We start from the raw sequence: 26,213 nt of genomic DNA, 5'->3' as shown, positions 1-26,213 counted from the left end.
GGGATGAAGGTTTTTCCTGCTGTGGATATACTAGGCGGCAGGTGCGTGCAGCTCGTCCAGGGAAAGAAGGACTGCCGGACCGAGTACGGCGCACCGCTTGACTGTGCGAAGCGATGGATAGACGAGGGTGCGGATCGCCTCCATATAGTCAATCTCGACGGGGCGTTCGGGAGTGCGGGGAGCAACGCGGAGCTGATCCGCGAACTCGTCAGGGAGACCGGGGCCTACGTCCAGCTCGGAGGGGGCATCAGGAGCGTCGAGGATGCCTCCGGGTGGCTCGATACCGGTGTGGACAGGGTAATCCTCGGTACGCTCGCGACAGAGCATCCTGAGGCCGTTACCGAGGTCTCCGATCTCTTTGGGAAGGAGAGGGTCGTTGCGGGTGTCGATGCCCGCGGCGGCCAGGTCGTCGTGAAGGGCTGGGAGAATTCGGCCGGCGACTACATCGAGTGGGCGAAGAGGTTCGAAGAGGCGGGTGCGGGAGCCCTTCTCTTCACTAACGTCGATGTCGAGGGACTACAGAAAGGAATCGATCCGGTTCCGGTGGAAAGACTTGTGAAGGCCACATCCCTTCCGGTAATCGTCGCAGGCGGTATCTCCTCGCCTGAGGACGTAGTAAAGATAAAGAAGATTGGAGCAGATGGAATAGTACTGGGTTCTGCTCTTTACAGCGGGAGGATCAGCCTCGGGGCTGCCATGGAGGTTTCCAAATGAGATGCTTTGAAAAGTCGAGGAAGACGAAAGAGACTGATATTTCCGTATGGATTGATCTTGACGGAAAAGGGATTGTGAAGGCGGATACCGGAATTCCGTTCCTCGATCACATGTTCGACGCGTTCGGAAGGCACGGCATGTTCGACCTGACGATAAAGGCGAAAGGGGATCTCGACGTGGACTGCCACCACACCGTCGAGGATATAGGGATCGTCCTGGGCAAGGCTATAGGCGAAGCGATAGGCGACGGGAAGGGGATTGCGAGATTCTCCCACACGGCAGTCCCCATGGATGAATCGATAGCCTACGTTACCCTCGACTGCGGCGGTCGGGCTTACCTGGTGATGAACGGTTCGCTCGGCGAGTACCCGGTATCCGGCATACCCGGAGACCTTCTGGAGCATTTCTTCTACAGTCTCTGCTCGAATGCGGATATCACCGCTCACATAGCATTCGAGGGAAAAAATGCCCACCACAAGTGCGAGGCTGTCTTCAAGGCCTTCGGTGTCGCCCTGAGAGCGGCTACGAGAGTAGATCCCGACAAGGGAATACCGAGTACAAAAGGACAACTCTGATCTTTTTTTTAATAATCTTTTTTAACATCCGGTTAATAGCATATTTTGGCAACCCCTCGCCGCGGGCCGCCCAACCGGCCCGCGGATCGGCCCCGGCCTCGGGGCCTCTCTGTGGCGATAACCGCTCAGGGGACAGGCGAGTGTCCCCTGAGCGGAGAGACGCGGTTGATTCAATATCCCACGATTTGACAGGGTACACTTATGATGTGTAACTGGATGGTTTCTTCCTGAAAGAATTCGGGGCTATGCTCCGCAGATAGATACAGAAAGTCGATATTTAGAAAATAAAGGATACTACAATAGCTAATTAATTCAAAAGAAAAAAGATTCAGGCGTTGACTGCCATGTCAACATCTTCTTTCTTGATCGTCTTGCGGCCTGCATGCTGGGCGTACTTTGATGCCTCTTTTGTGAGGTTTGCAATGTATGCCTCTGCTGCGTCAACGATTGCCTGTGCGGCATCGCTGCCTACTCTCTCTGCTCCATTCTTCTTTGCAATTCTTACAACTGCTGCAATTGGTAGATCATTCGCCATTTCAATTCCACCTCATTTGAAAAGTATATCGGGGAACATAAATACTTTTTGGGAATTTAGAGGGTTTTGAGGAATATAAACAAATAATTACTGCATTTTTTGATTTTTATGCAAAAATAAAAGAAAAAATATTAAAAGTCTTAAAACCCTCATAGTCTGGTCAGATCTCAAAAATAATCCTAAAATGTCTTTTGTTTGTAATCGGCCAATGCTGAAGCGAGAAAAACGGCATTTGAATAATCATAGGAGGCGCGCGAAGTATCTACAAAGATCCTGCTGAGATTTGCCACCGGAGCACCGTGTGCCCGCCCTCCTCCGAGAAGTGCAAGAGTCCTGAAGACAAGGTTGCCGGAGATGCCATCCGGCGCGATTATTATGCCATGATCTTTGACTGCATCCTCGATCAGGATCTCCATGTGATCGGAACCTGTCCCTTCCGCAACGGCCTCGGCATCCTCGATAGTTTTGTCGACGACAGGGTGCCTTCCGATGTCCCCAAGACGCCCTCCTGAGAGTATTGCAGTCTTTTCGTTCATTCCGAGTGCAGATGCGATCTCTCTTGCGTAGCCTACGAAATCTACTTTCTCTTCCCTTGTCCAGCCTTCGTCGACTCCGACCGGTGCGAGGAGGAACCTTGTTCCCGACTGCGTCTCGAGGAGTGCGATCCGTTTCAGCGATTTCACGTTTCCGTACTTTTTCAGGAGTTTCATTACGGCGTTGGCCGGAAGCGTCCCCCTGACGGCGGCGTCGATCCGTCCCTCATACAATGCTTTGACGAGTTCCTCTTCGGCATTGTCACTGACAACTATATCGTAAGGCGTGCCTGGAATGCCGGTCTTAGAAAAAATGGTGATCCTGTTGCTCTTCGATGCACTGGTGAGCGATTCCATCACTCTCCCTGCATTTTTATCTATTCCGATGCCGATATGCATCCCTGATTCCTCCGTAATCAGATGAAGAGGTGCATGATTCCTTCTTCACCGAGATCGAAAACCTCGCTTTCCATATCGCCGTATTTTACAGTGAGAAGGTTTGTATTATTTATCTCGCCGATATCTGCGGCCGTAATGCCTACTTCGGAGAAGAGCCTGATAATCTCTGCGACGTTCTTCTCCTCGGCCGTGAGAATGAAGCCCATTCCGGGGTACATCCGCACCCAGTGATAAAAATCGATGCCGGCCTTTGCGAGGTCGGGTCTCGGGATCTTTGAAAGGCTTATGGACGCTCCTTTTTTGCTTGTCTCAAGGAGCATTCCTAGAGTGCCTATTACACCGGGGTTGCTGATGTCCTTTCCTGCGGTAACGAGACGGCGTTCGCCCAGGGTCTTCATCATCCTTATCTGGCTGCGGAGAGTTTCGGTGTCACGGAGTGTTGCAGTGTCCCAGTTCAGGGCGCAGGAAGGATGGACCCGGCCGTCGAGATCGAATGCAGCGATTATCCTGTCTCCCTCCTTTGCCGTATGGGAGAAGATCGCCTCGTCGGGTTTTACCGTTCCAAGTATCGCAACGTCGACGGCGGAAAACTGAGAGTCGGGGTGGAGGTGTCCTCCGACTATCGGGACACCGAACTTTCTGGAGGCGTCGGCCATTCCCCGGAGAACATCGTGGCAGATATTTTCGTCCTGAACGGAGAGAATGTCGACCATCGCAAGAGGTGTCCCTCCCATCGCCGCAATATCGTGCACGTTGACAAGGACTGAGCAGAACCCGGCCCAATAAGGATCGGCCTCCATCAGCATACTCCAGATCCCGTCTGCAGCAAGAAGAAGGCCATCTTCATTATTTTTTATTAAGGCGGCATCTTCCCCGAAGGACACGATAACATTGTCTGATTCTATTCGCAGAGACTGGATAATCTCTCCGATCGCACGTTTCCTCGTGACTCCTGCATATTCGCGCACTACCTGTGCTATCTGCTCAGTGGAACATTTTTTCTCCACTCTTAACACCAACTTATCTAATTATTCAGTCTTTCTATGCTATTACATTGTTGTTATTGAACGGTTTATCCGGTTGGTAACTGCTGCATAACCATTCAGTTCTTTTATGAAAATCGCGTTGCGATTTACATCAAACAGTCCATGAAACATATCTTTCATAAACGTTTTCATGAAACCATACCAATATTATGTGAGTTGCATGCTGGACTGGGTTGAGAAGTACAGGCCGAAGAGTCTCGGGGATATAGTCGGCAACAATGCCGCAGTCAGGCAGCTGGCCGAATGGGCGGCAAACTGGAAGATCGGGGACGAACCGGTTTTAATATACGGAAAACCCGGTATAGGCAAGACCTCTGCGGTTTATGCACTTGCGGCCGATATGAACTGGGAGGTCGTCGAACTGAACGCGAGCGACGACCGGACGAAATCTGTCATCGATAAGATCGCCGGCTCGACTGCCACCACGATGAGCCTTACCGGGGCGTCGAGAAAACTTATCGTATTCGACGAGGCCGACAACCTTCACGGTAACGCGGACAGGGGCGGGGCCAGGGCGATTCTCGATACGATAAAAAATTCCTGCCAGCCGATCGTCCTTATAGCAAACGATATATATGGTGTTGCAAAGGAGCTCAAATCCGTCTGTATTCAGGTCCAGTTCAGGTCGCTCCAGGCGAGATCGATCGTTCCCCGGCTGAAATATATCTGCTCGTCCGAGGGGATAAAGTGCGAGGAGAATGCTCTGCTGGATATTGCCGATGAGTCATCCGGGGACCTGAGGTCGGCGATAAATATGCTTCATGCGGCTTCGGCAGGTGCGGACGTGAGCGAGAGGGAGGTTGCAACCTCCTCAAAGGACGAGAGATCGACGATCTTCGATCTTGTCGGCGCCGCATTTAAAGGGAAGGATGATAAAAGGCTCATGTCCATCTCGTACGAGATTCCCGACACCCCGGAGACGACCGAGCAGTGGATCGAGGACAATCTTTCGTCGATTAAAGATCCCGCCGATATGGCGCTTGCGTACAGGTATATTTCGAAGGCCGATGAATTCCTCGGGGATACCTACAGGAGACAGTATTACACACTTTGGAGATACGCCGGAGCCGTGATGCTTATCGGAACTGCGGTATCGGCCGGGGGTGCGGGAGTCTCCGGCAGGATAATGCCTCCATCAAGATGGGGAAGGCTGTTCAGGGCGAAGAAGCAAAAGGGTCTCAGGGATTCTCTCTTCAGGAATCTGTCGGAGACCTACCATATGCCCGAGGACACCCTGCGGGACGATATGCTGATACCGCTCTCCATCATCGCAGACGAATCACCCCATGAATTCGCAAGGCAGAATAATCTCGATAAGGACGAACTCGACTTCTTCCTCCATGACAAGGCGAGATCGGATGCAGTAATAAAGGATATTCAAAAGGCGGAAAAAGAAAAGGCAAAGGCGGAGAAGAAGAAAAAAATCACCAAAAAGCCTGCCTCTGTAGATCCTCCTGTCGTTTTGGAGCAGGAACAGAATACCGAACCGGCCGCGGAGCCCGCCGTCGAAGCCACGGAAAAAAAGGAGGACTCGTCCCAGTCGACGCTCTTCGACGGGTTCTGAGCCTGCCGTATATTTCCGCTCAGGGGATACTCGTCTATCCCCTGAGCGGTCTATCATGATAAGAGGCCCCTGCCCGGGGGCCTTGCTCGAAGATAATCTTCTAACGGCACGCTCCGGGGACCGGCAAGGGTCCCCGGGCTGTTTATTCGGTTTTGCATGCAAATCACTTTGTGATTTACATGAATCAGTGCATGAAACTTTATTTCATGAACTTTTGTTTTGAAATCCGGTCGAGAAAATTTAGATTCCCTGTGCTGTTGAATTTTCATGAACTTTTTTGATAATATCTGTGCAGGATTACACCACAGTCTATTATCTCGCCGCCGTTTTCATATATCTCATTTCCCAGGTGGTATACGATCAGGTCGGCTCCTGCTGCCTTTGCAGTCTTAATGAGATCCGGGACCATCTCTACACCAGGACGGACGGAATAAATGAGTTCCCTGCCTGAATATATGGAGAGATCCGGGGATGTGATATCGTCCCGGGTGAAAATAACAGGGCATCCGGGGCATTCCCTGATGTCGGTTGCGCATATATCGACGCCCCTTTCGGCGAGAATACCGGCTGTCGTGGTATTCCTGCCGATGCCTACTTCGACTGCGGATTTGTAATGTCCGGCCAGGTATTCCGCGATTCGTTCTTCAATACTCTTATAATTGACCATTGTCAAAATATAATCTGAATGGGGATTCTTATTTTTTGGGATGAAGATGTCCCTGAAGGCCTCCAGCAGCCTTTCGTCCGGATGGTCTCTCACACTCTCGATATGCCCGCGTCAGCCCAGCCCAACGGCATGATGCTCAGGGGTTTTGATCGTTCGAGAAATCAGAACGATGCAAGCAGGATACTCGGGGATATGCAGGATATATACACCCGGCGGGCGGGATGTGAAGAGGCTGTTTTGCTTGTTACGGGAAAAGACCTCTATATCAGGGGGCGTGACTTTGTCTTCGGTCTTGCAAGGCCGGGAGTAAAGGTTTCCGTCGTATCGACGGCGAGACTCGACAACCGCTGGTACGGTAGGCAGCAGAGCGATGAAGATCTCATGGACAGGCTGGTTAAGGAGGGGTGTCACGAGCTGTGCCACTGTATGGGGCTCGATCACTGCGAAAACCCGGAATGCATAATGTACTACCCCCAGACTCTCGATGAACTTGACCGGAAAAAGAAGACGCTGTGCCCTGAATGCAGGCAGTACCTGAATCTCTACAGGTTTTCCGATTAAAGCATATAAAGAAACGGTATTATTGTAAAAGATTAAATACTGATTAATAATGGATCCGCGGACCCTTGATATTGCTGCATTCATCGCTGCCCTTTGCATTGTTGCGGCTATTGCATTTATGGTCAATTCAACTGCCGGAGAGGATGACAAGGCAGGTGTCAACACTTCCGTTCCGGGTGCAACTGCCGAAGTATCTTTGGCGGACAATGCTTCCGGCGGCCTGACTCTGCAGTACGGGCTTCCGTCATATCTCACGAAGGCCGAGAGGAACTGGCTGATCTCAAGGCAGGTCTCGCAGGGTATGGACTATTATCTTCCTGCAACAAGGGATTATGCGGTCCGCTACATCCCATCCGATCATGCAGGCACTTTTACGATCGAGCAGGCATGCGATATCCGGGACGGTTCGGTTGCCGACTGGACATATTCGGGAGAAGACGGTGGGCTCCTGGATATTTCTTCTGCAAGCCGGAGCATCAACACAGGTCTTACGGGAGATGAGGCCGACTTTGCAGTTTTTCTTGCGTCGATGATAAAAGGGGCCGGGGGGGAGGCAAGGATAAAGAGCGGTGTTGATCCTGAATCCGGCGAATATGCAGTTGCCGAACTTTATCTCGGCAACAGCGAAGATTACAATACAAAGATAATCAGCCCGGAAAAATACGAGGCCTTCAAATCGAATTACTCGGCAATATTCGAAAAGGACCCGAGCGGCCTGACTATATTCAAATACAGGTATGGGACGCTGTGCAGCGGCGATACCTGTTACAGTTTCATGGATCCGCTTATGCAGATCATGAACGAACCTGAGAAGTACGGGGAGATCTGCTACACATATCCGAAGCTTATCAATTACCTGCTCCTGTTCCCCGATACGAATGCGATAGATTTCCAGGCGCTTTATATACAGGTGAGATACGGGGGGTATGATGACAGGTACAAGGAGACCCGTGATATAAGGAACCTGAATTACGATTATTACGTAGAGGAGAACGGCGGGGTTACATACTGGCTTCCTTTGGAACTTTTCGGGGAATATCCCGGTGATACCGGATACAGCGACGCCGGTTCAGCGATGGTATATTATTCCGACGGTTCGTATAAATCGGTGAGAGTTAATGAAAAGGTTGCGCCGATAATCGGGTAATTTCAGGTGAGGACGAACAGGCAGAAACGGGGTGAAATATGAAGGGGAAGGGATTGAAAAAGAGCAGCTGGAATTTCTGCGGTTTTGTTCTGGCCGTTGCAGGAATATGCTGCATTATCGCGGCAACTCAGGCGGGCGTCCTGGTATATTCCTCCCAGGAGACGCAGGACATTGTCGAATCGCCCGTGATTCCGTACGACCAGAAGAAGGCGGTTCTCTATGCGGATGCACTCCAGACGAACAATTCCGCCGTTCTCGGTTACGCCCTGCTGAGAACGACGGCCGTTGATCCTGACGGAGAGACCCTGCAGTATGCCTGCGATATATGGGATGACCTCAACAGCAACTGGAAGGTCGTCAGCGATCCTCTTGGCCCTGAGTATATCTCGTCCTCGCTTGAATCGATAAAGGCTGATCTCAGGGGAGACTGCGACGATTACTCGGTCCTGATGGCCGGGCTTGCCGGCTCCGTGGGTGCGGAGATGAGGATTGTAAATGTCGCGGGGACCGGGGGTAATCCGGGACATGCGTTTCCTGAATATTACCTGGGAACGAATGAAGATGAAGTGATCGGGCAATGCAGGTATATCTCCGCCCGTTATGACTGTGAGAGGGTCTATTACAGTATCGACGGGCAGAGCGGGGAGACTGCATACTGGCTGAACTTCGACTGGTCGGTAGGCCGGAATCCGGATATGGGATACTATGTCTACGGGGATACCTCCAATTATCATGAACTGGTGCATCCCGGTGAGAGTTATTACGGTGTAGGTCAGCAGGCTGTATTCTATTACCCCGACGGAACCTATGCGTCCGATACGCCCGGTCACGGTTACTACGAAGAGGATGTATTCGGAAAGGAGGCTCTGTATGAGATCCAGCTTTAGCACTTTCCTCCCTCTTATCGCCGTCCTCATCCTGGTTGCAGTTTCGATCTCTTCCGGCTGCTCTTCGCAGGATGAAGTCAATAATGCAACTTTGGGGGAGATCAATTCGATCGAGAAGCTTGCCGACAACAGGCTGATCGCGATCGATTTCACGACACAGGACGAGATATTCTACTCCCAGCTCGGGGCCTCAGAGACCCAGTACAAAGAGGCTCTCGATAAGCTCTATGCACTCGGCCCGACCTTCTATCTGGAAGGATACGGGTATGAGGCAAGAATAAAATCCCTTCAGTTCAAGATCGATTTCCTCGATGTATGTTCGGAACTGGCCGCTGTGGACGATGAGGCCGAAGCGATCTTCCAGACGAGCACGCCTGAATTCAGGACCGGCCTTGTTGAAGTCCTTAACGATTATCAAAATATACGACAGAGAATTCTCTTCCTACAGGTTATGGGCGGCGATATAGACAAGAACCTGATCAGTTCGGACTATACGCAGGCTATCGGTGTAATCCGTGGAGAACTCGATGCAATGCTTGAATCATTGAATTCGAATATATCGTTCCTCGAGGAATATCGTTAGACATTTTTGCGGAAGATAAATGCAACCTTCGAGGTTGCAAAAGCTTAAGGAGTGGTCAATACAAATCAGAGTATTCACTCATATTCCGGAGATTGATATGGAATATTTCAAATCGCTGATCAATAGAAAATTCAAGGATGTTGTCGGAACCCGGTACAAAGATGTTTTAAAAGATTACCGCGAGTTCCTCCTGACCGAAGACGAGATCGTCATCTGTAATTTCAGGAAGGTTCTGATGCCGCTCGATATTTTTGTCAAGGGGGCATCGGAGGATCTTTATGATCTCCTGACCGCTTTTGACGGTATTGAAATAAATCTGGTATATATTACCGACTCCGATGTCGTCTCGATAATAAGCGATGTTCTGGGAGAAGATACGGCAGGGGTCTACCAGGCCAGAAAAGAGGAGTACGGCACGAAACTTCTCGAAAAGATATCGGGAGAGCTTGAAGGGCGGGGAATGGCTGTGAACCGCCGCCAGTATTCCGGCCATAAATGGGACGATGTCGAGATAATGTCCGAAAATTACGACCTTGTCGCGATCTCCAAGTGCTATGGCGGAGGCAGGGGCGATGAAAACGAGATAAGCCCTGTTGCACAGCGTCTTGTCCAGCAGATGAGTGTATCCACTATTTTATACTGAGGTTTTTGGAGGTGAAGCATTCATATGGCATTAATTGAGGCATTAATTGCAGTAGTTGTATTCCTGATTACGTATGCCCTGATAGTCGACGAGAGGATAAACAGGGCCGTTGCGGCGATGGCAGGTGCTGCTGTTCTGGTATTCCTCGGGATCGTCCCATGGGATAGTTTGCTCGACCATGTGGATTTCGGGACGATATTCCTTCTGATGGGAATGATGATCATCGTGAATGTCGCGAGCAACAGCGGTCTGTTTGAATATCTCGCGATAATCACGGCGAAGGCGGCGAAGGGCAGCCCGATTATGGTGCTGGTTTTATTCTCGTGTGTCACCGCAGTGACGAGCGCCTTCCTTGATAATGTTACCACGGTTCTCCTGATGACCCCGATGCTTCTCTACATCGCAAAGGTCATGGATTTAAACCCGATCCCGTTCCTCCTTGCCGAGATTTTATCCTCGAACGTGGGCGGAATGGCGACTCTTATCGGAGATCCGCCGAACATCATGATTGCATCCGCTGCGGGCCTGACATTCAACGAATTCCTCTTAACGATGGCGCCGATCGCAATCGTGGATCTGCTCGTGGTACTGTTGATATTCTATGTCATATACGGAAGGAAGATGAAGGTCGACGATGCAGGAAAAGCTGCGATAAAGAAGACTATAGATGCACTCGACGAGCGTGCGGCGATCCAGGATACCGTTCTGTTCAAGAAATCGATCATCGCCCTTGCAATTGTAATCATGCTCTTCTTCATGCACAACAATATCGGTGAGATCCTGCACACGTTCCTTCCGTTCGTAGACTCGTCGATGACCCTTGAGCCTGCCGAGGTCGCCCTCATCGGCGCAGCGCTGATATTGTTCTGGTCGAGAAAGTCCCCGGAGGTAATATTCGAGAAGGTCGAATGGACCGCCCTGTTCTTCTTCGGCGGCCTGTTCATCCTTGTCGGCGGACTTGTAGAGACGGGGGTTATAAACGATCTTGCACTGATGATGACGTCCAGCCTGACAAGTACCGGCGAGGCTATGTTCGTGATCGCATGGTTCTCGGCGATTGCCTCTGCAATTGTGGATAACATCCCGCTTACGGCAGCTCTTATACCGCTGATACAGGATATCGGGCTGAATGCGCCGAATATCGATATCTACCCGCTTTGGTGGGCACTTTCGCTCGGTGCCTGTCTGGGCGGAAACGGAACGGCAATTGCGGCGTCTGCAAACGTAGTCGTGCTGGGTATAGCGGAGAGAGAAGGAATAAAGATCACGTTCTTCGATTTCCTGAAGATCGGAATGTTCGTTCTCGTCGTCACGGTCGCGATTGGTCTGGGTATGCTGTATATAATGTTCTAAATTAAAGGAAGGTGTAAGGATGAAAATATTAGTACTTCTGGACGGTTCGAAGTGGAGTTACAAAGCGGCAATAAACGCCATAGAGATTGCGAAGAAGAAGGATGCGGAAATAACGATCTTCTCGGTTATCGACCGGGAGGAGACCCGTGCCGCAGCCTTCTATTTCTGCCAGCAGAGCAACAGGTGCGATCTCGTTAACGAGCACGAGGACAAGATATACAGGGACTTAAAGAAGAGCATCGGAGAGGATCTGAACGAGCTGACCCTGAACATGAACAGGATGAACCTGAAAGGGAGTTCGAAGATCGTCGAGGGGAAGCGTGAGGACGCGATCCTGAAGGAGTTCTCCTCCGGTGGATACAATCTCGTTGTCATGGGAGCCTTTGGTAAGAGATCCAATATAAGGGTCGGGACCCTGTTCAAGGAGATCTCCACATCGATCAATGTCCCTATTCTAATCTTAAGATAATTTTTTTTGGATAATATGTATTGATGGGAAGGGCGGGAGATGATTCCCCCTCCCTTGGACCCTCCCCCTCATTGCGATAGGTCACCGTCGGGATGGACAAGCATTCCTCCGGCTCCAGAGAATTTTCATCGCCATTATAAATTACTGGATGAATTCTGGCTACCTGTTATAACTTGTTTTAAGTTATTAGATCCCTCTCTCCCGGCCGGGGCTACCCGAATGGGTAGCGCCCAGGTCGGGTTATCATCATTGAGCAAGTTTCGTAGAAACTTGCGATGGGGCTGCCCCGTCAGGGGCTTAAGCCCAATCTAAAAAAAATAAGGAAATTCCAGAGACTTACGCCCGATCTAAAAAAATTGAGAAAACTCCGGGGGTTTATGCCCTTTTAAAAAGTGCCTGCCAAATGCCTGAAAAATTGATTTTACAGTTCCCCGATATCCTCGTTCCACAACTCCGGATTGTTCTTTATGAACTCCGCCATCATATCGGCGCATTCATCAAGGTCGAGATCTGTCACCTCGACGCCCATCGATATCAGGAACTCTTTTGCGCCTGCAAAGTTCCTCGACTCTCCCACAACAACCCGGCGGATCCCGAACTGCACTACGGCTCCCGCACAAAGGTAGCATGGCATGAGTGTGGAGTAGAGGGTCGTGTCCTTGTAGCTCCCGATCCTTCCTGCGTTTCTCAGGCAGTCGATCTCTGCATGAATTATGGGGTCGTTCTCCTGGATACGCCTGTTGTGCCCACTGCCGATGATTTTGCCGTCCCTGACGAGAACCGCACCTATTGGGATTCCGCCTTCGTCATGTCCCGTTTTCGCCTCGATTATTGCCGCGGTCATAAATCTGTCTGTTGCAGGGTTCATTTCATTACTTTTGGGTATTTCCCGGATTTGGAATTTTTGGTAATCGTTTGGCAACATATTTATACAATATTGTACAGATATGTACATTGATGACAATTGGTGGTTATATTATGACTGGTACTGTTCTACGGAAAAAATCTGAATCTGCGGGGGGATTCTGAGATGAAATCCCGGGATATCGCAGTAGTAGGAATTCTCCTCGCCATAGGGGCGATCCTGAGATTTATCGCGAACATGTTCCCCGGTGCAATCGTGGGAAACCCGGTAATCGCACTGTATTGTCTTGCGATCATACTGATTCATCCTACCGTAAAAGAGGCTTTCGGGATAGGAATCGTCGCTGCGATCGTTTCGATGATGATCAGCCACTCGATCTTTCCGCCGGCGAATCTTGTCAGTGAGTCGCTGGGCGCCATTGTATGTATGCTCCTTTACTCAATGCTCGAGAACAAGATTGCAGTCGCACCGGCGATTACGACATTTGTTGCAACATGCGTGAGCGGTTTTTCGTTCATTCTCGTCTGCATGCTTGTGATGCTTGCCTTGATAATCTCAATTCCCACAGGAACAGTTATGGGATTCTTCGCGGCTGTTGCACCAATCGTGATCATCACGGCGGTTTTCAACTGTATCGTTACGCAGGTCCTGTACTTCCCTGCAAAAAGAATTCTCTCCCGGTAATTTCACCGGGTACTCTTTTGGATAAAAATACGCCTCGATGGACACGTTTATACATTGAGGGACAAAATAATTAACAGGTAATTCTGATAATATGTCCGGAGGAAAAATGAGATGAAATCAAAAGACATTGCGATCGTGGGTATTCTTCTGGCGATTGGTGCGATTCTGAGATATTTTTCAAATATTATTCCCGGTGCGATCGTCGCAAACCCGATTATTGCACTTTACTGTCTTGCGATTATCCTGATTGCTCCCAGGGCGAGGGACGCGCTCGGCATTGGTATCGTTGCGGGAATCGTCTCCGCCCTGATCAGCCACTCGATCTTTCCGCCGGGAAATCTCATAAGCGAACCGGTCGGAGCCCTGGTGTGTCTCGGCGTCTATTCGGTAACAAGGAAGAGGCTCCCCCTTTCCCCGGGGATTTCAACGCTTGTGGCCACTCTTGCAAGCGGTTTTACGTTCCTGCTGGTGAGCATCGTAGTGATTGTAGCAGGCATTATTCCGCTGGCAGGACAGTATAATACGATAGGGGCATTCGTCGTTACACTCTCTCCTATAGTCATCGCGACCGCGGTCTTTAATTCGGTAATAACACAGGTGCTCTACTTCCCGTCATCGAGGATACTTATGAGGGGGATAAAGGGTGAGGCGGAGCCTGCTCCTGCAAAGGCAGAAGGGATCTCACCTTCCGGAGAAGGGATAATATCTCCCGTGGCGGTTGAGTTCAAAGATTATACGTATAACTATCCGGCAGGCAAAAGGCCCGCGCTCTCTGACATAAATCTCAAAATAAACAGGGGAGAGTGCGTGCTAATCAACGGGACGACAGGTGCGGGAAAGACGACGCTCTGTCTTGCAGCGGCAGGCATCCTTCATCATGAATACGAAGGCAGGGAAGAAGGGACTATCTCGATATTCGGGAGAGATGTCTCCTCTTATGCCGATATGGGTGATATCGGGAAACATGTCGGAGTAGTCTTCGACGATGCCGATGCCCAGTTGATCTTTACGACTGTGGAGGAGGAAGTTCTCTCGGGGCTTGAGAACAGGGGTCTTGAGGCGGAAGATGTAGTAAAACGGCTCGAAGATATAATGAAGCTGACCAATATCGAGCACCTCCGCTACAGGTCGCCGCATACCCTGTCGGGCGGCCAGAAGCAGAGGGTGGCCCTTGCATCGACGCTTGCATCGGGAAACGACTGTCTAATCCTTGACGAGGCTACCGCTGAACTGGATACGGTTGCAACCGAACAAATTATTGCCGTTCTTACGAGGCTGAAGAATGAGGGAAAGACCATCATAGTCGTCGAACAGAAGCCCAAAGCACTCTCGGCGATCGCCGACAGGGTGATCTTCATAGATAACGGAAGATTGGTGAACGAGATCTCGCCTTCGGAGTTCTTCAGCGAGAGAGAGAAGGAGGAAGCGGAGAAGACCGTAACATTCGGGTACAGCCTGGACGGGAAGAACAGAAATGGCAGCGGCGAACCGGTCGTGTCGATCCGTGACCTTGTCCATGACTACGGTGGATTCAGGGCACTTGACGGAATTTCCGTAGATTTCTACCCCGGGGAGTTTATTGCAATAATCGGAGAGAACGGTTCTGGTAAGACTACCCTTTCGAAGCATCTTAATGGTCTCCTGAAGCCGACATCGGGGACTGTTATGATCTCGGGGATCGATTCATCGGGTTCGGGTGTGATCGAACTCTCCCGCCATGTCGGGCTTGTTTTCCAGAATCCCGATACGATGCTCTTCGAGGATACGATCGAGAGGGAGATCGAGTTCGGCCTGAAGAACATCTCGATGGATTATCAGGAAGGATACATCGACGAGGTCATTGACGAGGTAGGGCTTTCTGAGCAGAAAGGGGCGTTCCCAAGATCGATGAGCCGCGGGGAGAGGCAGAGGCTTGCGATCGCCTGTGTCGTTGCCATGAAACCGAAAGTGATTCTTCTCGACGAACCTACGACCGGCCTCGATCCGGTTGAGTCGGAGAGGATCATGAATATCCTTGAGGGTCTTTCAGGAGCCGGACATACGATAATCATGGTGAGCCATGATTTGGATATCGTCAGGAACCATGCGGCGAGAATCATAAAGATGGCAGACGGGAAGATCGTTTCGGATACTTTCAGGGAGGTGAACGAATAATGTCGGAGATTTTGCAGTATAAGAGGATGAACGGAGTATTTCACCGGATGAACGCATTAACGAAGGTCATCTTCCTTGTGTTCGTCATAATCGCGGCAATAATTTCAACAGATCCGATTGTCCTTCTCGGGATCGTTGCCGTGATCTTCCTTCTGTCGATCGCCGGAAAGATGCACATGGAGCTCTTAAGGCAGGTTCCGATGCTGATATTCCTATCGCTGGGCCTTTTCCTCCTGACGATTATCACTATGCAGGCGGGAGACACGGTCGGATATCTTATACCGTCATTCATCCCGTTGATCGGTGGCGTTGTGCCGATAACGAGCGGAGCCCTGACCTTTGCGATGATCCTCTCGCTTCGCTTCTTCGTGATGTTGTTTGCATTCCAGATTGTGATCATTTCGACACAGCCGAGAGAACTGGTTCACGCCTTACAAACGATGAGGCTCCCTGTGGACTATACACTGATGCTCTTAATAGCGATACGTTTCATTCCAAGCCTCCAGCTGGAAGGGAAGAGAATTCAGGAGGCACAGCTTGCGAGGGCGTACAATCCCGGGAAAGGAGTGAAAGGAAAGATCAATTCCATGGCTCCTGTTATGATCCCGCTCGTCTCAAATGCACTGGGGAAGGCTAACGTCCTGGGCCTGACGATCGATCTCAGGGGCCTTCGGACGATGAAGAGAACGCACGTGATGGAGAATCCCCCGGGAGCGGCCGATTATCTCATGATCGGAGGGATTGTCGTGTGTGTCGTTTTGTTTGTTTTTTATTATGCCATGAACATCGGGCTGATTTGAGTTTTTTATTTTGTATAGGTAGATATTTTCGTCATTGAAAGGGAGGGGGAAGTTTCCCCTCCCCTAGCCACTCCCCCTCATGGCGATAGGTCGCCGTCGGGATGGACAAGCATCCCCGTTTGCTCCAGAAAATAAATTTTGTTTATTTGGAGATCTAAACGATCTTAACTATTGCTTTTCTATTTCTGATTATTCTCCACCCGTCCGAGGCTACCCGAACGGGTAGCGTCCAGGCCGGGTTATCACAATTGCGCAAGTTGCGGAGCAATCTTGCGCTCGGGCTGCCCCGTCAGGGGCTTATGCCCTTAAAAATATATTTGTAGAAGGGAGGGGGAAGTTTCCCCCTCCCTTTGACCCTCCCCCTCACGGCGATAGGTCGCCGTCGGGATGGGCAAGCATCCCTCCGGCTCTAAGAGTTGATCTCATTTTTTCGAAATTTAGGATGATTTTAAGTCATGATTTTTTCCAGAATATGTTCTTCCTCCTGACCGAAGGCCGGGGTATCATCATTGCGAAAGTTCGCGTAGCTTGCGAAGCGAACTGAGCATGGGGCTGCCCCGCGAGGGACTTATGCCCTTCTAAAAAAAAGAGAATTCCTAATTAAAGCAGCTCTTCCAAAACTTCATCGGTATTCTCAACGCATTTTGCTTTGGACCGTATAAGATTGTAAAGTTCTGTCGCCCTTCCCTCGGTTAGATCCTTCTTCTTCAGGTTCCTGTTAGGGTTTACGAATATGACCTCTTTCTTGTCGAGGTATTCGGCGGCAATCTCAAGATTCGGCAGGTTTCCTTTGCCGACATTTACAGCTACGATTATAATCGTGTCGGCAAGATCGCAGGCTTTCTTGAGGTCTGTTGTCTCCTTGTCCGAATATCCGGTGAACGGAGGGGCGGAGATTGTCTCAATTCCTATTGATTTTGCAGATTCGTAGTCCTGGTCTCCCTGGTTGAGTATTCCCGCGGAAACATCAATCCCGGCTGAATGAAGGGACATGATAATCTGCCTTCCCATTCCTTCTCCGCTTATGACATGAATTCTTCTTTTCTTTTCGGTTTTCTTTTCGGGCGGAAGGGAGAAGGCGAACTGTTTCTTTTTGCCGTCGGGTCCGGGATACTGCATTGCAAGAACACCGAATACATCCTCGAGAGTCTCTGCCGAGAGGACATCATCTGAAGATCCTTCCTTCAGAACGTATCCGTCCTTTGTTATCACGATATCATCGCAGTAGGACGACGCCTGGTTTATTTCGTGAATGATGCACACGACCGATTTTTCTTTTGTCAGTCTGGAGAGAAGCTTCATAAGTTCAAGCTGATGCCTGATGTCGAGATGCGAGGTCGGTTCGTCGAGCATAAGAAACTCCGGCTCCTGTGCAAGCGCTCTTGCGATCATTACCCGCTGGAGTTCTCCACCCGAGAGTTCGTTGATCTTTCGGTCCTGGAACTGGATTACGCTCGCGTCCCTGAGCGAATCGGTTACAATCCTGTGATCTTCGTTTGAATCCGGCTGAAAATTCTTCTGGTAAGGGCTTCTCCCGAGCATAACGTAATCGTATACCGGAAAAGAAAATGGCGTATAAATCTTCTGCTCGACCACGGCTCGCATCTTTGCCAGTTCTACCGGGGGCACTTCTCCGATGACCGTGTCATTGTACCTGATGCATCCCGCCGAAGGCTGAAGGAATCCTGCGATGACCTTCAGGACCGTCGTCTTGCCGCACCCGTTCGGTCCGATAATGCCGGTGATCCTGTTGTCGCGGCAGGTGAAGTTCATATCCTTCAGGACTTCTCTCGATTCGGTGTAACCGAACTTAATCCCTTCAATGCTTATCGGCATCAGAGTTCACCCCGCTTCGACCTGAGGAGATAGAGGAAGAACGGTGCACCGCAAAGTGCGGTCAGCACTCCGAGCGGGAGTTCTGCGGGCGATATCACGATTCTTGCAAAGTCGTCTGCAATAACAAGGAATATTGCTCCGGTAAATATCGATACGGGGATCAGTATCCTGTGGTCAGGTCCGACAATGAGCCTTACTATGTGCGGGACGATGAGGCCGACGAATCCGATGACGCCGCTTACCGCGACCGCCGCACTTGTGACAAATGCGGTCAGGACAAGGAGGATCTTCTTCATCTTTTCAACATCGATCCCGAGGTACTGTGCCGATTCTTCCCCGAACATGATGGCATTCATGCTCCTTGCCATTGTTATCATCGCGAGGGAACCGATTATTGCGAATGGTATTATTATCCAGATATAATTCCATCCCCTCCCTGAAAGTCCGCCCATCATCCAGAACATGATCTGCTGGAGGTTCTGTCCGCCCGTAAACATCATGAATGAATTTATTGCCGACAAAAAGGCCGATATTGCGATACCCGACAGGAGGAGTGTGTTCACCGGAACCCGGTTTCCTACTTTTCCTACATAGTATACAAGAAATATAGTGATAATTCCGAATACGAACGAAAGCAGCGGCAGTGTATAGAGGCTCAGGGCCCATGCGGCTCCGTACACGAAGACGATAGTCGCCCCGAGCGCAGCACCGTTTGAAATTCCAAGGATGTACGGATCTGCCATCGGGTTCCTGAAGAGGCTCTGGAGTGCCGCACCGCTTATTGCAAGACAAAGGCCGACGAGTGCACCGAGTATCACCCTTGGCAGGCGAATTTCCCAGATAATCGTTGCATCGCCTGACGACCAGAATGCCGTCTGGTGAGTCAGCGGTTCGGTGAGAATCGCGATTACAGTCTCCGCACTGATATTGGATTCGCCGATACCGACGGAGAAGAGCATTATGATAATCGTGAGCAGGAACAATCCTGCCGAGATCATCACAGTATTTCTGCGTTTATACATTGATAGAACTGCTCCAGTCCGTCGATTATCCTTGGTCCGGGTCTTGAGACCGTGTTGTCGTCTACTGTGTAGACCCTGCCGTTCTTTACTGCCGGAAGATCCCTGAATTCGGGGATCGAGAGGATCTGCTGTGTGAAATTAACCGTGGTGCTTCCGTGGCCTGAAGGAACTATGATGACCTCAGGCGCCCTTTCGATCACTGCCTCATATGAGGCTACGAAATATCCGTCCATGTCGGCAAAGACATTCACTCCACCAGCTTCCTCTATCATCTCACCCTGCAGGGTGTTGTTGCCCGCGGCATAGAGCGGTTCGACCGCAACCACATACCAGGTCTTTGGCGCGGGCGTCTCCTTGGGGGCATCTTCGATTGCCGTCTGGCGGGATGTCATATTGTCTACGAGTGCCCCGGCACTCTCCTCAAGCCCCAGGATCTCCCCGAGTGATTCGATATTGGAGTATACATCGTCTATTGTTTCGAGATCATAGATTTCCACATCGTAACCGAGACTTTTCAGACTGTCAACGACCGTTTTGTCCGCAAGTGTCGTTCCGATAATCAGGTCGGGATCCTTTGATACGATCGATTCGATGCTGAGTGTCTGCGGACCGCCTACAGACGGAACGGAGAGAGCTTCAGGCGGGTAATCGTCGTAATCCGTTCTCCCTACAAGCGAGATGCCTGAATCCGGGGTGTTTATCGCGTAGAATATCTCGGTCTCGCTGGGTGCGAGGGATATTACCCTTGTCGATGTTGTTGCCGAAGTATTGCTGCCTGTGTTATCTGTAGTTATATTATCCGTACACCCGGAACAGGAAAGCAGGATCCCGATAAATACGAATAACAGAAGAGTTGTTCGGAGAAACCATCTGGACATTACAGAAATATTGGCCTATAAACAAGTTAAATTTTTTTAGATAAACATAATTTGAAAAGTTATATATCCAGTCAAACCTCACTTTTGAGAATGGTTATTTTGAGTTAGCTCAATTTAACTTGTTTTGTTGATTAGAGACGGAGAGATGAAAAAATGATTAAATATAGCGAAGATGCGGTTTCGCCGGTAGTCGGCGTTATGCTGATGCTGGTCGTGACCATTATAATTGCGGCCGTTGTGTCGGGTTTTGCCGGCGGACTTGCAGGCAATACGCAGGTTGCACCACAGGCATCGATTGATGTGGAGATAACTACAGGTGCAAGTGATGGAATGGGCGGCACAAATGATGTAATAACCTTTACTTCTTTAAGCGGAGATTCCATTTTGACCAAAGATATTGCCATAATTACTTATTATGAAAATAATAGTGGACAGATCTATAAAAACAGGCAGACAGCGACGAGTGTCGCTTCAGACCTTTATGGTTATGGAACTCTCACAAGAGTACCCTTCATCAATGATATGCGTTTAGGTTATTCCGGGGATAATCCTCTGAAGGACTTTGGTAATTTCACGTGGTCGACCGGCGATGTACTCAGCACAGGAAGTACTGCAGGTACGGCTGACCTCTTAGCAATTAATGATACTGCCAGTCCACATGGCATTGCTGATCCAGACTTTGGAAGTGGTAGTGTAGTTGATGTGAAAATTCTGCATGTTCCCAGTGGGCAGTATATTTTTGATAAGGAGGTTGTTGTAATATGAAACAAAATCGGAACGAGGCGGTTTCGCCAGTTGTTGGTGTCATGCTGATGCTGGTCGTGACGATTATTATCGCATCGGTCGTAAGTGCTTTTGCCGGAGGTCTTGCTGGCAATCAGGAAAAGACGCCCCAGACGACGCTTTCGGTAAATTCCCAAATCGCCGGATTTTCCCTGAACTCTTCTGATCCTACTGAGTATGAAAACGGCCTTATGTTTGAGAACACCGGTGGGGATACATTTTCATTAAATGATATTAAGATCCAGCTCCAGTCTGAGGATACGAAGTATACTTTAACAACTTCTGATAAGGTAAACTGGAGTAGCGGTTCGGGAGTATGCCTGCCCGAGGGAATTACATATAATGAAGGCTATTTCCAAAAAATAGGAAATACATCTACAAATGATGTTGCTATTGCACCGGGCGACAAATTCATGCTTTACGCTGATAGCAGTTTGGTTGCACAGGATTTGACTGAATACGGCTATGGCTATTATGACGCAAAAATCTCATGGAAGCCTGTCGGTGCTTCCGGTGGCTTTGGAGCATATATGAACAGCAAAATCGAGTACAAGGTTATTGATAAGGCAAGCGAGCGTGTTATTACAAGCGGTGAACTATTCCTTACTCAATAAGCCGGTTCAATTCTTTAAAATAACCTTTTTTGTATAAACACAGTTCTTGTGAATTTATCTCAAAAAATAATGCTGGTTTGCGTTGTTAACAGATTCATTTGATAAATAAGATTTAAATCAGATTGATTCTGGATATTTTAAACAGTCTTTTAATATTACAGGGTATATTTTTGTTGTATAGCGAACAACTTTTTTTTAATTAATTTAATAGAAATTAATATAGTGAAACTTTTCAAAATCGCTCACGTAGGATCGGGAACGGGAAAGAACCCATGGCTCGATGAGATATCCGGTGAACTGAAAGAAACCGGAATCCACGTGACCATAGTCCAGGCCGATTCCGAATCTCTGGATACTGAAGAGAGGAAGTTCGCAGAGCTCGTCGAAGAGCTCAGGGATTGCTCTTTCGTATTCATAACAATTCACGGGAGCATGACACATTTCAAAAAATTCGAAAGGCTCCTCGAATTTATCAGGACCAGGGGTACGGATGCCTTCATAGAGAGCTCGCTCCCCGAGGAGATGGAAGAAACCCGGGATCTTTTCTCTTTCCCTGAAGAGGATTACAATCATCTCTATGCCTGCCTCGAACTCGGTGGAAAAGAAAATTTCAGGTCGCTCGTCTTATGGGCCTGCAAAAAGATCGGTGGATTAGACGTGGAAATCCCTCCGCTTGCCCACCCGGCGACAGAAGGATTTTATCATCCTGATATGCCCGGAGTTATCGATCGCGATTCCCACCTGAAAAGAATAAATCCTGCTAAACCTGTGATCGGGATCAGCATATACCAGGGAGCATACCATTCTTCAAACCTGAAATCCGTCGATGCACTGGTAAGGGAGATCGAAGACCGTGGTCTTTCAGCCCTGGCGGTTTTCTTCGGAACCGTTCCGAATCCCGTGACCGGCGCAATGGGTGTGCGGAGGGTTGTTGAAGAATACCTGACAGAAAACGGAAGACCATTAGTCGATGTTCTCATCATCAACCAGGGATTTTCACAGATATCCCTCTCCGATCCGAATGACGGGACTAAAGAGGAACTGCCATACAACTTCTTCGATGACTTCGATGTCCCGCTCCTCCAGGTCATGTCGACGAACAAGACATTCAACGAATGGACGGAGGATATCGACGGACTCCTGCCGCTGGAGATCTCTTCGTCACTGGTCTGGCCCGAATTCGACGGTCAGCTTATAGGAGTCCCGCTTTCGTGCAAGGGGGATATAGACGGCAGGAGGATCGATGTCCCAGTCAAAAACCGCGTTGAGAAGATCGTATCCATTGCAGAAAAATTTGCGATTCTACGCCGGACTCCTCCCGCCGAAAGGAGGGTTGCTCTGCTGCTCTACCAGTACACGGGTGACAGCGACGGAATCGGCGGTGCTTTCGGCCTGGACTCCCCTGAAAGCATAATAGAGATCCTGAAGAAACTGAAAGAAGCAGGCTATCATGTCGACCGTATTCCCGGAAACGGAAATGAAGTAGTCGAAGAACTGCTTAAAGGTCTCAACAACGACAGGAACTGGATTCCGGCCGAAGAGATGGAGAAGAGGGCGGCCGGCGCAGTCCCGGGTGACAGGTACTCTGAATGGTTCTCCAAGGTGCCGGAAAAATCCGCAGGAGAGATCTGCCGCGACTGGGGCCAGCCGCCGGGGGAGATCTTCGTGACCGGCAGGAACTCGATCCTGATCCCCGGCGTCATGAACGGAAATATCTTCATCGGTATCCAGCCGCCGAGAGGTTTCTTCGAGCAGATCGAAACGATGTATCATTCGACAGACCTGGTGATGCCCCATCATTACCTTGCATACTACAGGTGGCTGAAACACGATTTCGGGGCCCACGCCGTAGTGCACATAGGAACCCACGGCACTCTCGAATGGCTGCCGGGAAAGAGCACGGGCCTTTCTGAAAACTGTTATCCGGATCTAGTGCTCGATGACATCCCGCATTTCTACCCGTACATCATCGACAATCCCGGCGAGGGAACGCAGGCGAAGAGGAGGAGTATTGCGGCGATCCTCTCCCACCTTATACCTGCGATGATGCGTGCGGACGGCTACGGCGAGGTCGAAGATCTCGGGAGCATGCTGCAGGAATATTTCAGGGCGAAGAGCGCGAAGGAGACTGCCAAAGCGGAAGATCTGCTCGAAGAAATTCTCGGAGTAGTCAACGGGAAGAAATTCTACACCGACCTCGGCTTTGAAGATGAGATCGGGAAAGATGAACTCAGGGCGAATGCCGAACGGCTGTATGACTATACCTGCGAGGTCAAGGACGCCCTGATAAAAGACGGGCTTCATATATTCGGCCGCCCCCCTTCAGGCGAAAGGCTGAACGAGATGATCTATGCACTGACAAGGCTCGACAACGGCAGGAATATTTCGTTGAGAAAAGCAGTTGCCGGGCATAGGGGCTATGACATACAAGACCTTGCTGAAGATCCTTCAGTCTTAGACGAGAAGAGCGGACGGTGCAGAGGAGAACTGTTAGAAGAGATCGACAGCGAAGCCCGCGATCTAATCGTGTCGCTCGCCGGGAAAGAATTCGATTTGCAGTCGTGCGACGGCATCGTCGATTCGTTCTACCCTGCTGAAAACGAGGAAATAAAAAAGACGGTACAATACATCTGCAACGGGATCGTTCCGGACCTCCTGAAAACGACCGACGAGACTAAAAATCTTTTAAGGGGTCTGGACGGGGGCTATGTTCCGCCCGGACCGTCCGGAGCACCGACAAGAGGGAATGCACACATACTCCCTACCGGCAAAAACTTCTACTCGATCGATCCCGCGACAATTCCTACACCTTCCGCCTGGAAAACCGGGCAGGTGCTTGCTGACCAGATGATCGCGAGATACATCGACGAGAACGGCTGTTACCCGGAAAATGTCGGGATCGTGGTGTTCGCATCGGATTCAATGAAGAGTGGCGGGGACGATATCGCATATCTCCTGTGGCTTATGGGCCTTCGTCCTGTCTGGTCCGAACGAGGGGGAGCGGTCACGGGCCTTGAGATCATTCCGTCGAAGGAGCTCGGGAGGCCGAGGATCGATGTCACTCTCAGGATCAGCGGCCTCTTCAGGGATGTCTTCCCCACGCTCATGCACATGATCGATGATGGGGTAGGAATGATCGCGACACTCGACGAATCTGACGACATCAACTATCTTTCGGCCCACCTGAGGCGCGATCTCCTCGATAAGATCGAGAAGGGGCTCTCACCCGAAGAGGCCCGGAGGCAGTCGCTGGTCAGAATATTCGGCTGCCCTCCCGGAAATTACGGAGCAGGAATATCCGAGGTCGTGTCGGCATCAGCATGGACTGAAAGAAAGGATCTCGCCGACGTTTATACAAACTGGGGCGCACATGCATACGGCCGCAATCTTAAAGGCGAACGTTTTGTTGAGCTTTTCAGGGAGAGGTTCGGAAGTGTCGACGTAACCGTGAAGAACCATGTTTCACGCGAACTCGACATCCTTGATCACGATGATGATTACATGTACCTCGGCGGAATGAACGCATGTGCAAAGGTCTACGGCGGAAAAGATCCGCTTTCGGTTATCGGCGACGCGTCCGACCCTGCGAGGGTTAAGACGAAGTCCGTCGACGAGGAGATCAGATATCTCTTCAGGAGCAGGATCTTAAACCCGAAATGGCTTGAGGGCCTGAAGCCGCATGGCTACCGCGGGGTGCAGGAGCTTGTCTCGAATGTAGAGTACACCTTAGGCTGGGATGCGACCTCGGATGCGGTTGACGACTGGGAGTACGAGGAGCTTGCCGAGCATTTTCTCTTCGACGACGAGACACGCGAATGGATAGAGGAGAATAATCCGCACGCTCTTCGCAGCATGGCCGGAAGGCTCCTGGAAGCGTATGAGAGAGGATTCTGGGACGCCGGTGAGGAGACGATCCGGCGCCTGAAAGAAATCTACCTTGAATCCGAAGGGATCATCGAGGAGATGTCGGAATAACACAGAACAAATAAAACGAAATCTGGAAAAATAAAAAAAATTAATTACGGAATTAAAATCCCTTTTATTTTAAAAATCCGTGCGAACCCACGGCGTCCTTCAGCCTTCCGGCAAAGACGCTTATGATCTCTTCATGCTCGCCGAGGGCCTTTTCATCGACTGTCACCTGGTAGCCTTCCGATTCGAGAGCCTTCTTCCATGAATCCGGATTGCTCTCCCCTGAGGTCTCGATCCATGCATGTATCCCCGGTACGAGCGAGAAGGGAACGAGCCTGACCTTTTTCGCCCCGACATGTCCGAGCCTTTTGACTGCTCTTTCTACTCCGGGGTACCCGCCAACCGCACCGATCACGATCTTTCCGGACTTGCAGATGTCGTCCATGACCATCTGCATCTGGCAGAGCGAGGTGTCCGCTCCTCCTTCGGAGGTGGGAGTGACAAGTACGAGGGCTTCGTCCTCGGCAAGAGATCCGGCATAGATTCCATCGATAATCTCCGCGACTTCGAAATAATCCTCCGTGTTCATCAGCAGTGGTCTGCTTATGAGGATTCCGTCGAAGCCGATCGCACCGTGTGCTCCTGCAAGATCGTTTAATGCCACGATGATCCTGTAAAGCTCGTGGTATCCCATTCCTGGCGTGAGGTAAAGCGGCTGAACTACGACCTGCGAGTGCCCCTTGTCGAGAAGTCTCGTCATGGCGGCAAGCGGGCTGAGCACTTCCTCGCCGTTCTCCTTCAGGACCAGCCTCACCGCTTCGTAATTGAATGCGAATTCGACGTCGGCCTTGGGATACGTCTTCTTCACAAGCTCAATGCATCTGTCGACCACTGCACGGCCTTCCTCCTGAGTCGTTCCCATCGCGACCACAAGTACCGCTCCGTGGCTTTCTGGTTTGTTTCCATGTCCTTTCATGATCTTTCACTCT

General features: G+C 50.3%; 25 protein-coding genes. 16 read left to right on the top strand and 9 right to left on the bottom strand.

Annotated elements, in window-relative coordinates:
• Window positions 1-3 precede the first annotated feature (3 nt).
• A complete protein-coding gene (gene hisA / locus MPET_RS11415) occupies window positions 4-714 on the top strand; it encodes a 1-(5-phosphoribosyl)-5-[(5-phosphoribosylamino)methylideneamino]imidazole-4-carboxamide isomerase (RefSeq protein ID WP_013330188.1) in 711 nt (236 codons plus the stop codon).
• On the top strand, window positions 711-1,289 hold the full coding sequence (hisB, locus tag MPET_RS11410; RefSeq protein ID WP_013330187.1) for an imidazoleglycerol-phosphate dehydratase HisB: 579 nt from the start codon (window positions 711-713) through the stop codon (window positions 1,287-1,289). Before hisA ends, hisB begins: the two co-directional genes overlap by 4 nt.
• A gap of 328 nt (window positions 1,290-1,617) precedes the next feature.
• On the opposite strand, the gene MPET_RS11405 is transcribed toward hisB, so the two are convergent.
• The 3 genes from MPET_RS11405 to MPET_RS11395 all read right to left on the bottom strand — a co-directional run bounded on the left by MPET_RS11405 (window position 1,618) and on the right by MPET_RS11395 (window position 3,763).
• On the bottom strand, window positions 1,618-1,824 hold the full coding sequence (locus MPET_RS11405) for a histone family protein (RefSeq protein WP_013330186.1): 207 nt from the start codon (window positions 1,822-1,824) through the stop codon (window positions 1,618-1,620).
• 179 nt (window positions 1,825-2,003) lie between these two features.
• Window positions 2,004-2,756, bottom strand: a complete 753-nt coding sequence (mtxX, locus tag MPET_RS11400; protein WP_013330185.1) for a methanogenesis marker protein Mmp4/MtxX — start codon at window positions 2,754-2,756, stop codon at window positions 2,004-2,006.
• Window positions 2,757-2,773: 17 nt separating this feature from the next.
• Window positions 2,774-3,763: a methanogenesis marker 2 protein gene (locus MPET_RS11395; RefSeq protein ID WP_148222229.1), complete on the bottom strand. Its 990-nt coding sequence runs from the start codon at window positions 3,761-3,763 to the stop codon at window positions 2,774-2,776.
• Between the two features lie 199 nt (window positions 3,764-3,962).
• Between MPET_RS11395 and MPET_RS11390 the strand changes: the two genes are divergently transcribed.
• Window positions 3,963-5,366 (top strand): replication factor C large subunit, encoded by a 1,404-nt coding sequence (locus MPET_RS11390; RefSeq protein ID WP_148222228.1) that lies wholly within the window; start codon window positions 3,963-3,965, stop codon window positions 5,364-5,366.
• A gap of 265 nt (window positions 5,367-5,631) precedes the next feature.
• Here the strand turns inward: MPET_RS11390 and MPET_RS11385 are convergent, their stop codons facing one another.
• Entirely contained in the window at window positions 5,632-6,033 is a 402-nt protein-coding gene (locus MPET_RS11385; protein ID WP_013330182.1) for a UPF0146 family protein, read from the bottom strand.
• Window positions 6,034-6,051: 18 nt separating this feature from the next.
• Between MPET_RS11385 and MPET_RS11380 the strand changes: the two genes are divergently transcribed.
• The 7 genes from MPET_RS11380 (at window position 6,052) to MPET_RS11350 (ending at window position 11,676) form a co-directional block, all read left to right on the top strand.
• Window positions 6,052-6,594 carry an archaemetzincin family Zn-dependent metalloprotease gene (locus tag MPET_RS11380; protein ID WP_013330181.1) on the top strand — a complete coding sequence of 181 codons (543 nt, stop codon included), beginning with the start codon at window positions 6,052-6,054 and terminating at the stop codon, window positions 6,592-6,594.
• Between the two features lie 49 nt (window positions 6,595-6,643).
• A complete protein-coding gene (locus MPET_RS11375; RefSeq protein ID WP_013330180.1) occupies window positions 6,644-7,741 on the top strand; it encodes a hypothetical protein in 1,098 nt (365 codons plus the stop codon).
• A 38-nt stretch (window positions 7,742-7,779) separates the two neighbouring features.
• Window positions 7,780-8,628, top strand: a complete 849-nt coding sequence (locus MPET_RS11370; protein WP_013330179.1) for a hypothetical protein — start codon at window positions 7,780-7,782, stop codon at window positions 8,626-8,628.
• A complete protein-coding gene (locus MPET_RS11365; protein WP_013330178.1) occupies window positions 8,612-9,211 on the top strand; it encodes a hypothetical protein in 600 nt (199 codons plus the stop codon). Before MPET_RS11370 ends, MPET_RS11365 begins: the two co-directional genes overlap by 17 nt.
• A gap of 97 nt (window positions 9,212-9,308) precedes the next feature.
• A complete protein-coding gene (locus MPET_RS11360) occupies window positions 9,309-9,854 on the top strand; it encodes a hypothetical protein (RefSeq protein WP_013330177.1) in 546 nt (181 codons plus the stop codon).
• Between the two features lie 24 nt (window positions 9,855-9,878).
• The gene (locus MPET_RS11355; RefSeq protein ID WP_013330176.1) at window positions 9,879-11,207 is read left to right on the top strand and encodes an ArsB/NhaD family transporter; all 1,329 of its coding nucleotides are present in this window, start codon (window positions 9,879-9,881) and stop codon (window positions 11,205-11,207) included.
• A gap of 19 nt (window positions 11,208-11,226) precedes the next feature.
• Window positions 11,227-11,676 carry a universal stress protein gene (locus MPET_RS11350; protein ID WP_013330175.1) on the top strand — a complete coding sequence of 150 codons (450 nt, stop codon included), beginning with the start codon at window positions 11,227-11,229 and terminating at the stop codon, window positions 11,674-11,676.
• Window positions 11,677-12,097: 421 nt separating this feature from the next.
• On the opposite strand, the gene MPET_RS11345 is transcribed toward MPET_RS11350, so the two are convergent.
• Complete coding sequence (locus MPET_RS11345) at window positions 12,098-12,544, bottom strand: nucleoside deaminase (RefSeq protein WP_013330174.1); 447 nt, start codon at window positions 12,542-12,544, stop codon at window positions 12,098-12,100.
• A gap of 162 nt (window positions 12,545-12,706) precedes the next feature.
• On the opposite strand from MPET_RS11345, the gene MPET_RS11340 reads away from it, so the two are divergent.
• From MPET_RS11340 to MPET_RS11330, 3 genes are all read left to right on the top strand, one after another.
• Window positions 12,707-13,225 (top strand): hypothetical protein, encoded by a 519-nt coding sequence (locus tag MPET_RS11340; protein WP_013330173.1) that lies wholly within the window; start codon window positions 12,707-12,709, stop codon window positions 13,223-13,225.
• Between the two features lie 111 nt (window positions 13,226-13,336).
• The gene (locus MPET_RS11335) at window positions 13,337-15,379 is read left to right on the top strand and encodes an energy-coupling factor transporter ATPase (protein WP_013330172.1); all 2,043 of its coding nucleotides are present in this window, start codon (window positions 13,337-13,339) and stop codon (window positions 15,377-15,379) included.
• Window positions 15,379-16,179: an energy-coupling factor transporter transmembrane component T family protein gene (locus MPET_RS11330; RefSeq protein ID WP_013330171.1), complete on the top strand. Its 801-nt coding sequence runs from the start codon at window positions 15,379-15,381 to the stop codon at window positions 16,177-16,179. The genes MPET_RS11335 and MPET_RS11330 overlap by 1 nt, the downstream gene beginning before the upstream one ends.
• Before the next feature lie 600 nt (window positions 16,180-16,779).
• Here the strand turns inward: MPET_RS11330 and MPET_RS11325 are convergent.
• The 3 genes from MPET_RS11325 to MPET_RS11315 are packed head-to-tail and all read right to left on the bottom strand — an operon-like array spanning window position 16,780 to window position 19,915.
• Window positions 16,780-18,015, bottom strand: coding sequence for an ABC transporter ATP-binding protein (locus MPET_RS11325; protein WP_013330170.1), 1,236 nt, complete (start codon window positions 18,013-18,015; stop codon window positions 16,780-16,782).
• On the bottom strand, window positions 18,015-19,037 hold the full coding sequence (locus tag MPET_RS11320) for a FecCD family ABC transporter permease (protein WP_048130835.1): 1,023 nt from the start codon (window positions 19,035-19,037) through the stop codon (window positions 18,015-18,017). Before MPET_RS11320 ends, MPET_RS11325 begins: the two co-directional genes overlap by 1 nt.
• Window positions 19,013-19,915, bottom strand: coding sequence for an ABC transporter substrate-binding protein (locus MPET_RS11315; RefSeq protein WP_013330168.1), 903 nt, complete (start codon window positions 19,913-19,915; stop codon window positions 19,013-19,015). Before MPET_RS11315 ends, MPET_RS11320 begins: the two co-directional genes overlap by 25 nt.
• Before the next feature lie 153 nt (window positions 19,916-20,068).
• On the opposite strand from MPET_RS11315, the gene MPET_RS11310 reads away from it, so the two are divergent.
• The 3 genes from MPET_RS11310 (at window position 20,069) to cobN (ending at window position 25,287) form a co-directional block, all read left to right on the top strand.
• Entirely contained in the window at window positions 20,069-20,680 is a 612-nt protein-coding gene (locus MPET_RS11310; RefSeq protein ID WP_013330167.1) for a type IV pilin N-terminal domain-containing protein, read from the top strand.
• Entirely contained in the window at window positions 20,677-21,312 is a 636-nt protein-coding gene (locus MPET_RS11305) for a type IV pilin N-terminal domain-containing protein (RefSeq protein WP_013330166.1), read from the top strand. The genes MPET_RS11310 and MPET_RS11305 overlap by 4 nt, the downstream gene beginning before the upstream one ends.
• 222 nt (window positions 21,313-21,534) lie before the next feature.
• On the top strand, window positions 21,535-25,287 hold the full coding sequence (gene cobN, locus MPET_RS11300; RefSeq protein ID WP_013330165.1) for a cobaltochelatase subunit CobN: 3,753 nt from the start codon (window positions 21,535-21,537) through the stop codon (window positions 25,285-25,287).
• A gap of 64 nt (window positions 25,288-25,351) precedes the next feature.
• Here cobN and MPET_RS11295 read toward each other — a convergent pair whose 3' ends face one another.
• On the bottom strand, window positions 25,352-26,200 hold the full coding sequence (locus tag MPET_RS11295) for a sirohydrochlorin cobaltochelatase (RefSeq protein WP_013330164.1): 849 nt from the start codon (window positions 26,198-26,200) through the stop codon (window positions 25,352-25,354).
• Window positions 26,201-26,213: the final 13 nt, after the last annotated feature.

The organism is Methanolacinia petrolearia DSM 11571 (assembly GCF_000147875.1).
Classification (GTDB): Archaea; Halobacteriota; Methanomicrobia; order Methanomicrobiales; family Methanomicrobiaceae; genus Methanolacinia; species Methanolacinia petrolearia.
The sequence above is the reverse complement of the archived record's forward strand: the minus strand, read 5'-3'. Positions and strand labels throughout refer to the sequence as shown.

What these genes read in the sequence shown, in the direction of transcription:
- MPET_RS11310 (WP_013330167.1), top strand. Translation starts at nt 20,069, where the DNA reads ATGATTAAATATAGCGAAGATGCGGTTTCGCCGGTAGTCGGCGTTATG.
- MPET_RS11370 (WP_013330179.1), top strand. Translation starts at nt 7,780, where the DNA reads ATGAAGGGGAAGGGATTGAAAAAGAGCAGCTGGAATTTCTGCGGTTTT.
- MPET_RS11345 (WP_013330174.1), bottom strand. Translation starts at nt 12,544, where the DNA reads ATGAACCCTGCAACAGACAGATTTATGACCGCGGCAATAATCGAGGCG.
- MPET_RS11325 (WP_013330170.1), bottom strand. Translation starts at nt 18,015, where the DNA reads ATGCCGATAAGCATTGAAGGGATTAAGTTCGGTTACACCGAATCGAGA.
- MPET_RS11350 (WP_013330175.1), top strand. Translation starts at nt 11,227, where the DNA reads ATGAAAATATTAGTACTTCTGGACGGTTCGAAGTGGAGTTACAAAGCG.
- MPET_RS11305 (WP_013330166.1), top strand. Translation starts at nt 20,677, where the DNA reads ATGAAACAAAATCGGAACGAGGCGGTTTCGCCAGTTGTTGGTGTCATG.
- MPET_RS11360 (WP_013330177.1), top strand. Translation starts at nt 9,309, where the DNA reads ATGGAATATTTCAAATCGCTGATCAATAGAAAATTCAAGGATGTTGTC.
- mtxX (WP_013330185.1), bottom strand. Translation starts at nt 2,756, where the DNA reads ATGCATATCGGCATCGGAATAGATAAAAATGCAGGGAGAGTGATGGAA.
- MPET_RS11385 (WP_013330182.1), bottom strand. Translation starts at nt 6,033, where the DNA reads ATGGTCAATTATAAGAGTATTGAAGAACGAATCGCGGAATACCTGGCC.
- MPET_RS11365 (WP_013330178.1), top strand. Translation starts at nt 8,612, where the DNA reads ATGAGATCCAGCTTTAGCACTTTCCTCCCTCTTATCGCCGTCCTCATC.
- MPET_RS11320 (WP_048130835.1), bottom strand. Translation starts at nt 19,037, where the DNA reads ATGTATAAACGCAGAAATACTGTGATGATCTCGGCAGGATTGTTCCTG.
- MPET_RS11405 (WP_013330186.1), bottom strand. Translation starts at nt 1,824, where the DNA reads ATGGCGAATGATCTACCAATTGCAGCAGTTGTAAGAATTGCAAAGAAG.
- hisA (WP_013330188.1), top strand. Translation starts at nt 4, where the DNA reads ATGAAGGTTTTTCCTGCTGTGGATATACTAGGCGGCAGGTGCGTGCAG.
- MPET_RS11355 (WP_013330176.1), top strand. Translation starts at nt 9,879, where the DNA reads ATGGCATTAATTGAGGCATTAATTGCAGTAGTTGTATTCCTGATTACG.
- MPET_RS11330 (WP_013330171.1), top strand. Translation starts at nt 15,379, where the DNA reads ATGTCGGAGATTTTGCAGTATAAGAGGATGAACGGAGTATTTCACCGG.
- MPET_RS11335 (WP_013330172.1), top strand. Translation starts at nt 13,337, where the DNA reads ATGAAATCAAAAGACATTGCGATCGTGGGTATTCTTCTGGCGATTGGT.
- MPET_RS11295 (WP_013330164.1), bottom strand. Translation starts at nt 26,200, where the DNA reads ATGAAAGGACATGGAAACAAACCAGAAAGCCACGGAGCGGTACTTGTG.
- MPET_RS11380 (WP_013330181.1), top strand. Translation starts at nt 6,052, where the DNA reads ATGGGGATTCTTATTTTTTGGGATGAAGATGTCCCTGAAGGCCTCCAG.
- MPET_RS11390 (WP_148222228.1), top strand. Translation starts at nt 3,963, where the DNA reads ATGCTGGACTGGGTTGAGAAGTACAGGCCGAAGAGTCTCGGGGATATA.
- hisB (WP_013330187.1), top strand. Translation starts at nt 711, where the DNA reads ATGAGATGCTTTGAAAAGTCGAGGAAGACGAAAGAGACTGATATTTCC.
- MPET_RS11315 (WP_013330168.1), bottom strand. Translation starts at nt 19,915, where the DNA reads ATGTCCAGATGGTTTCTCCGAACAACTCTTCTGTTATTCGTATTTATC.
- MPET_RS11375 (WP_013330180.1), top strand. Translation starts at nt 6,644, where the DNA reads ATGGATCCGCGGACCCTTGATATTGCTGCATTCATCGCTGCCCTTTGC.
- MPET_RS11340 (WP_013330173.1), top strand. Translation starts at nt 12,707, where the DNA reads ATGAAATCCCGGGATATCGCAGTAGTAGGAATTCTCCTCGCCATAGGG.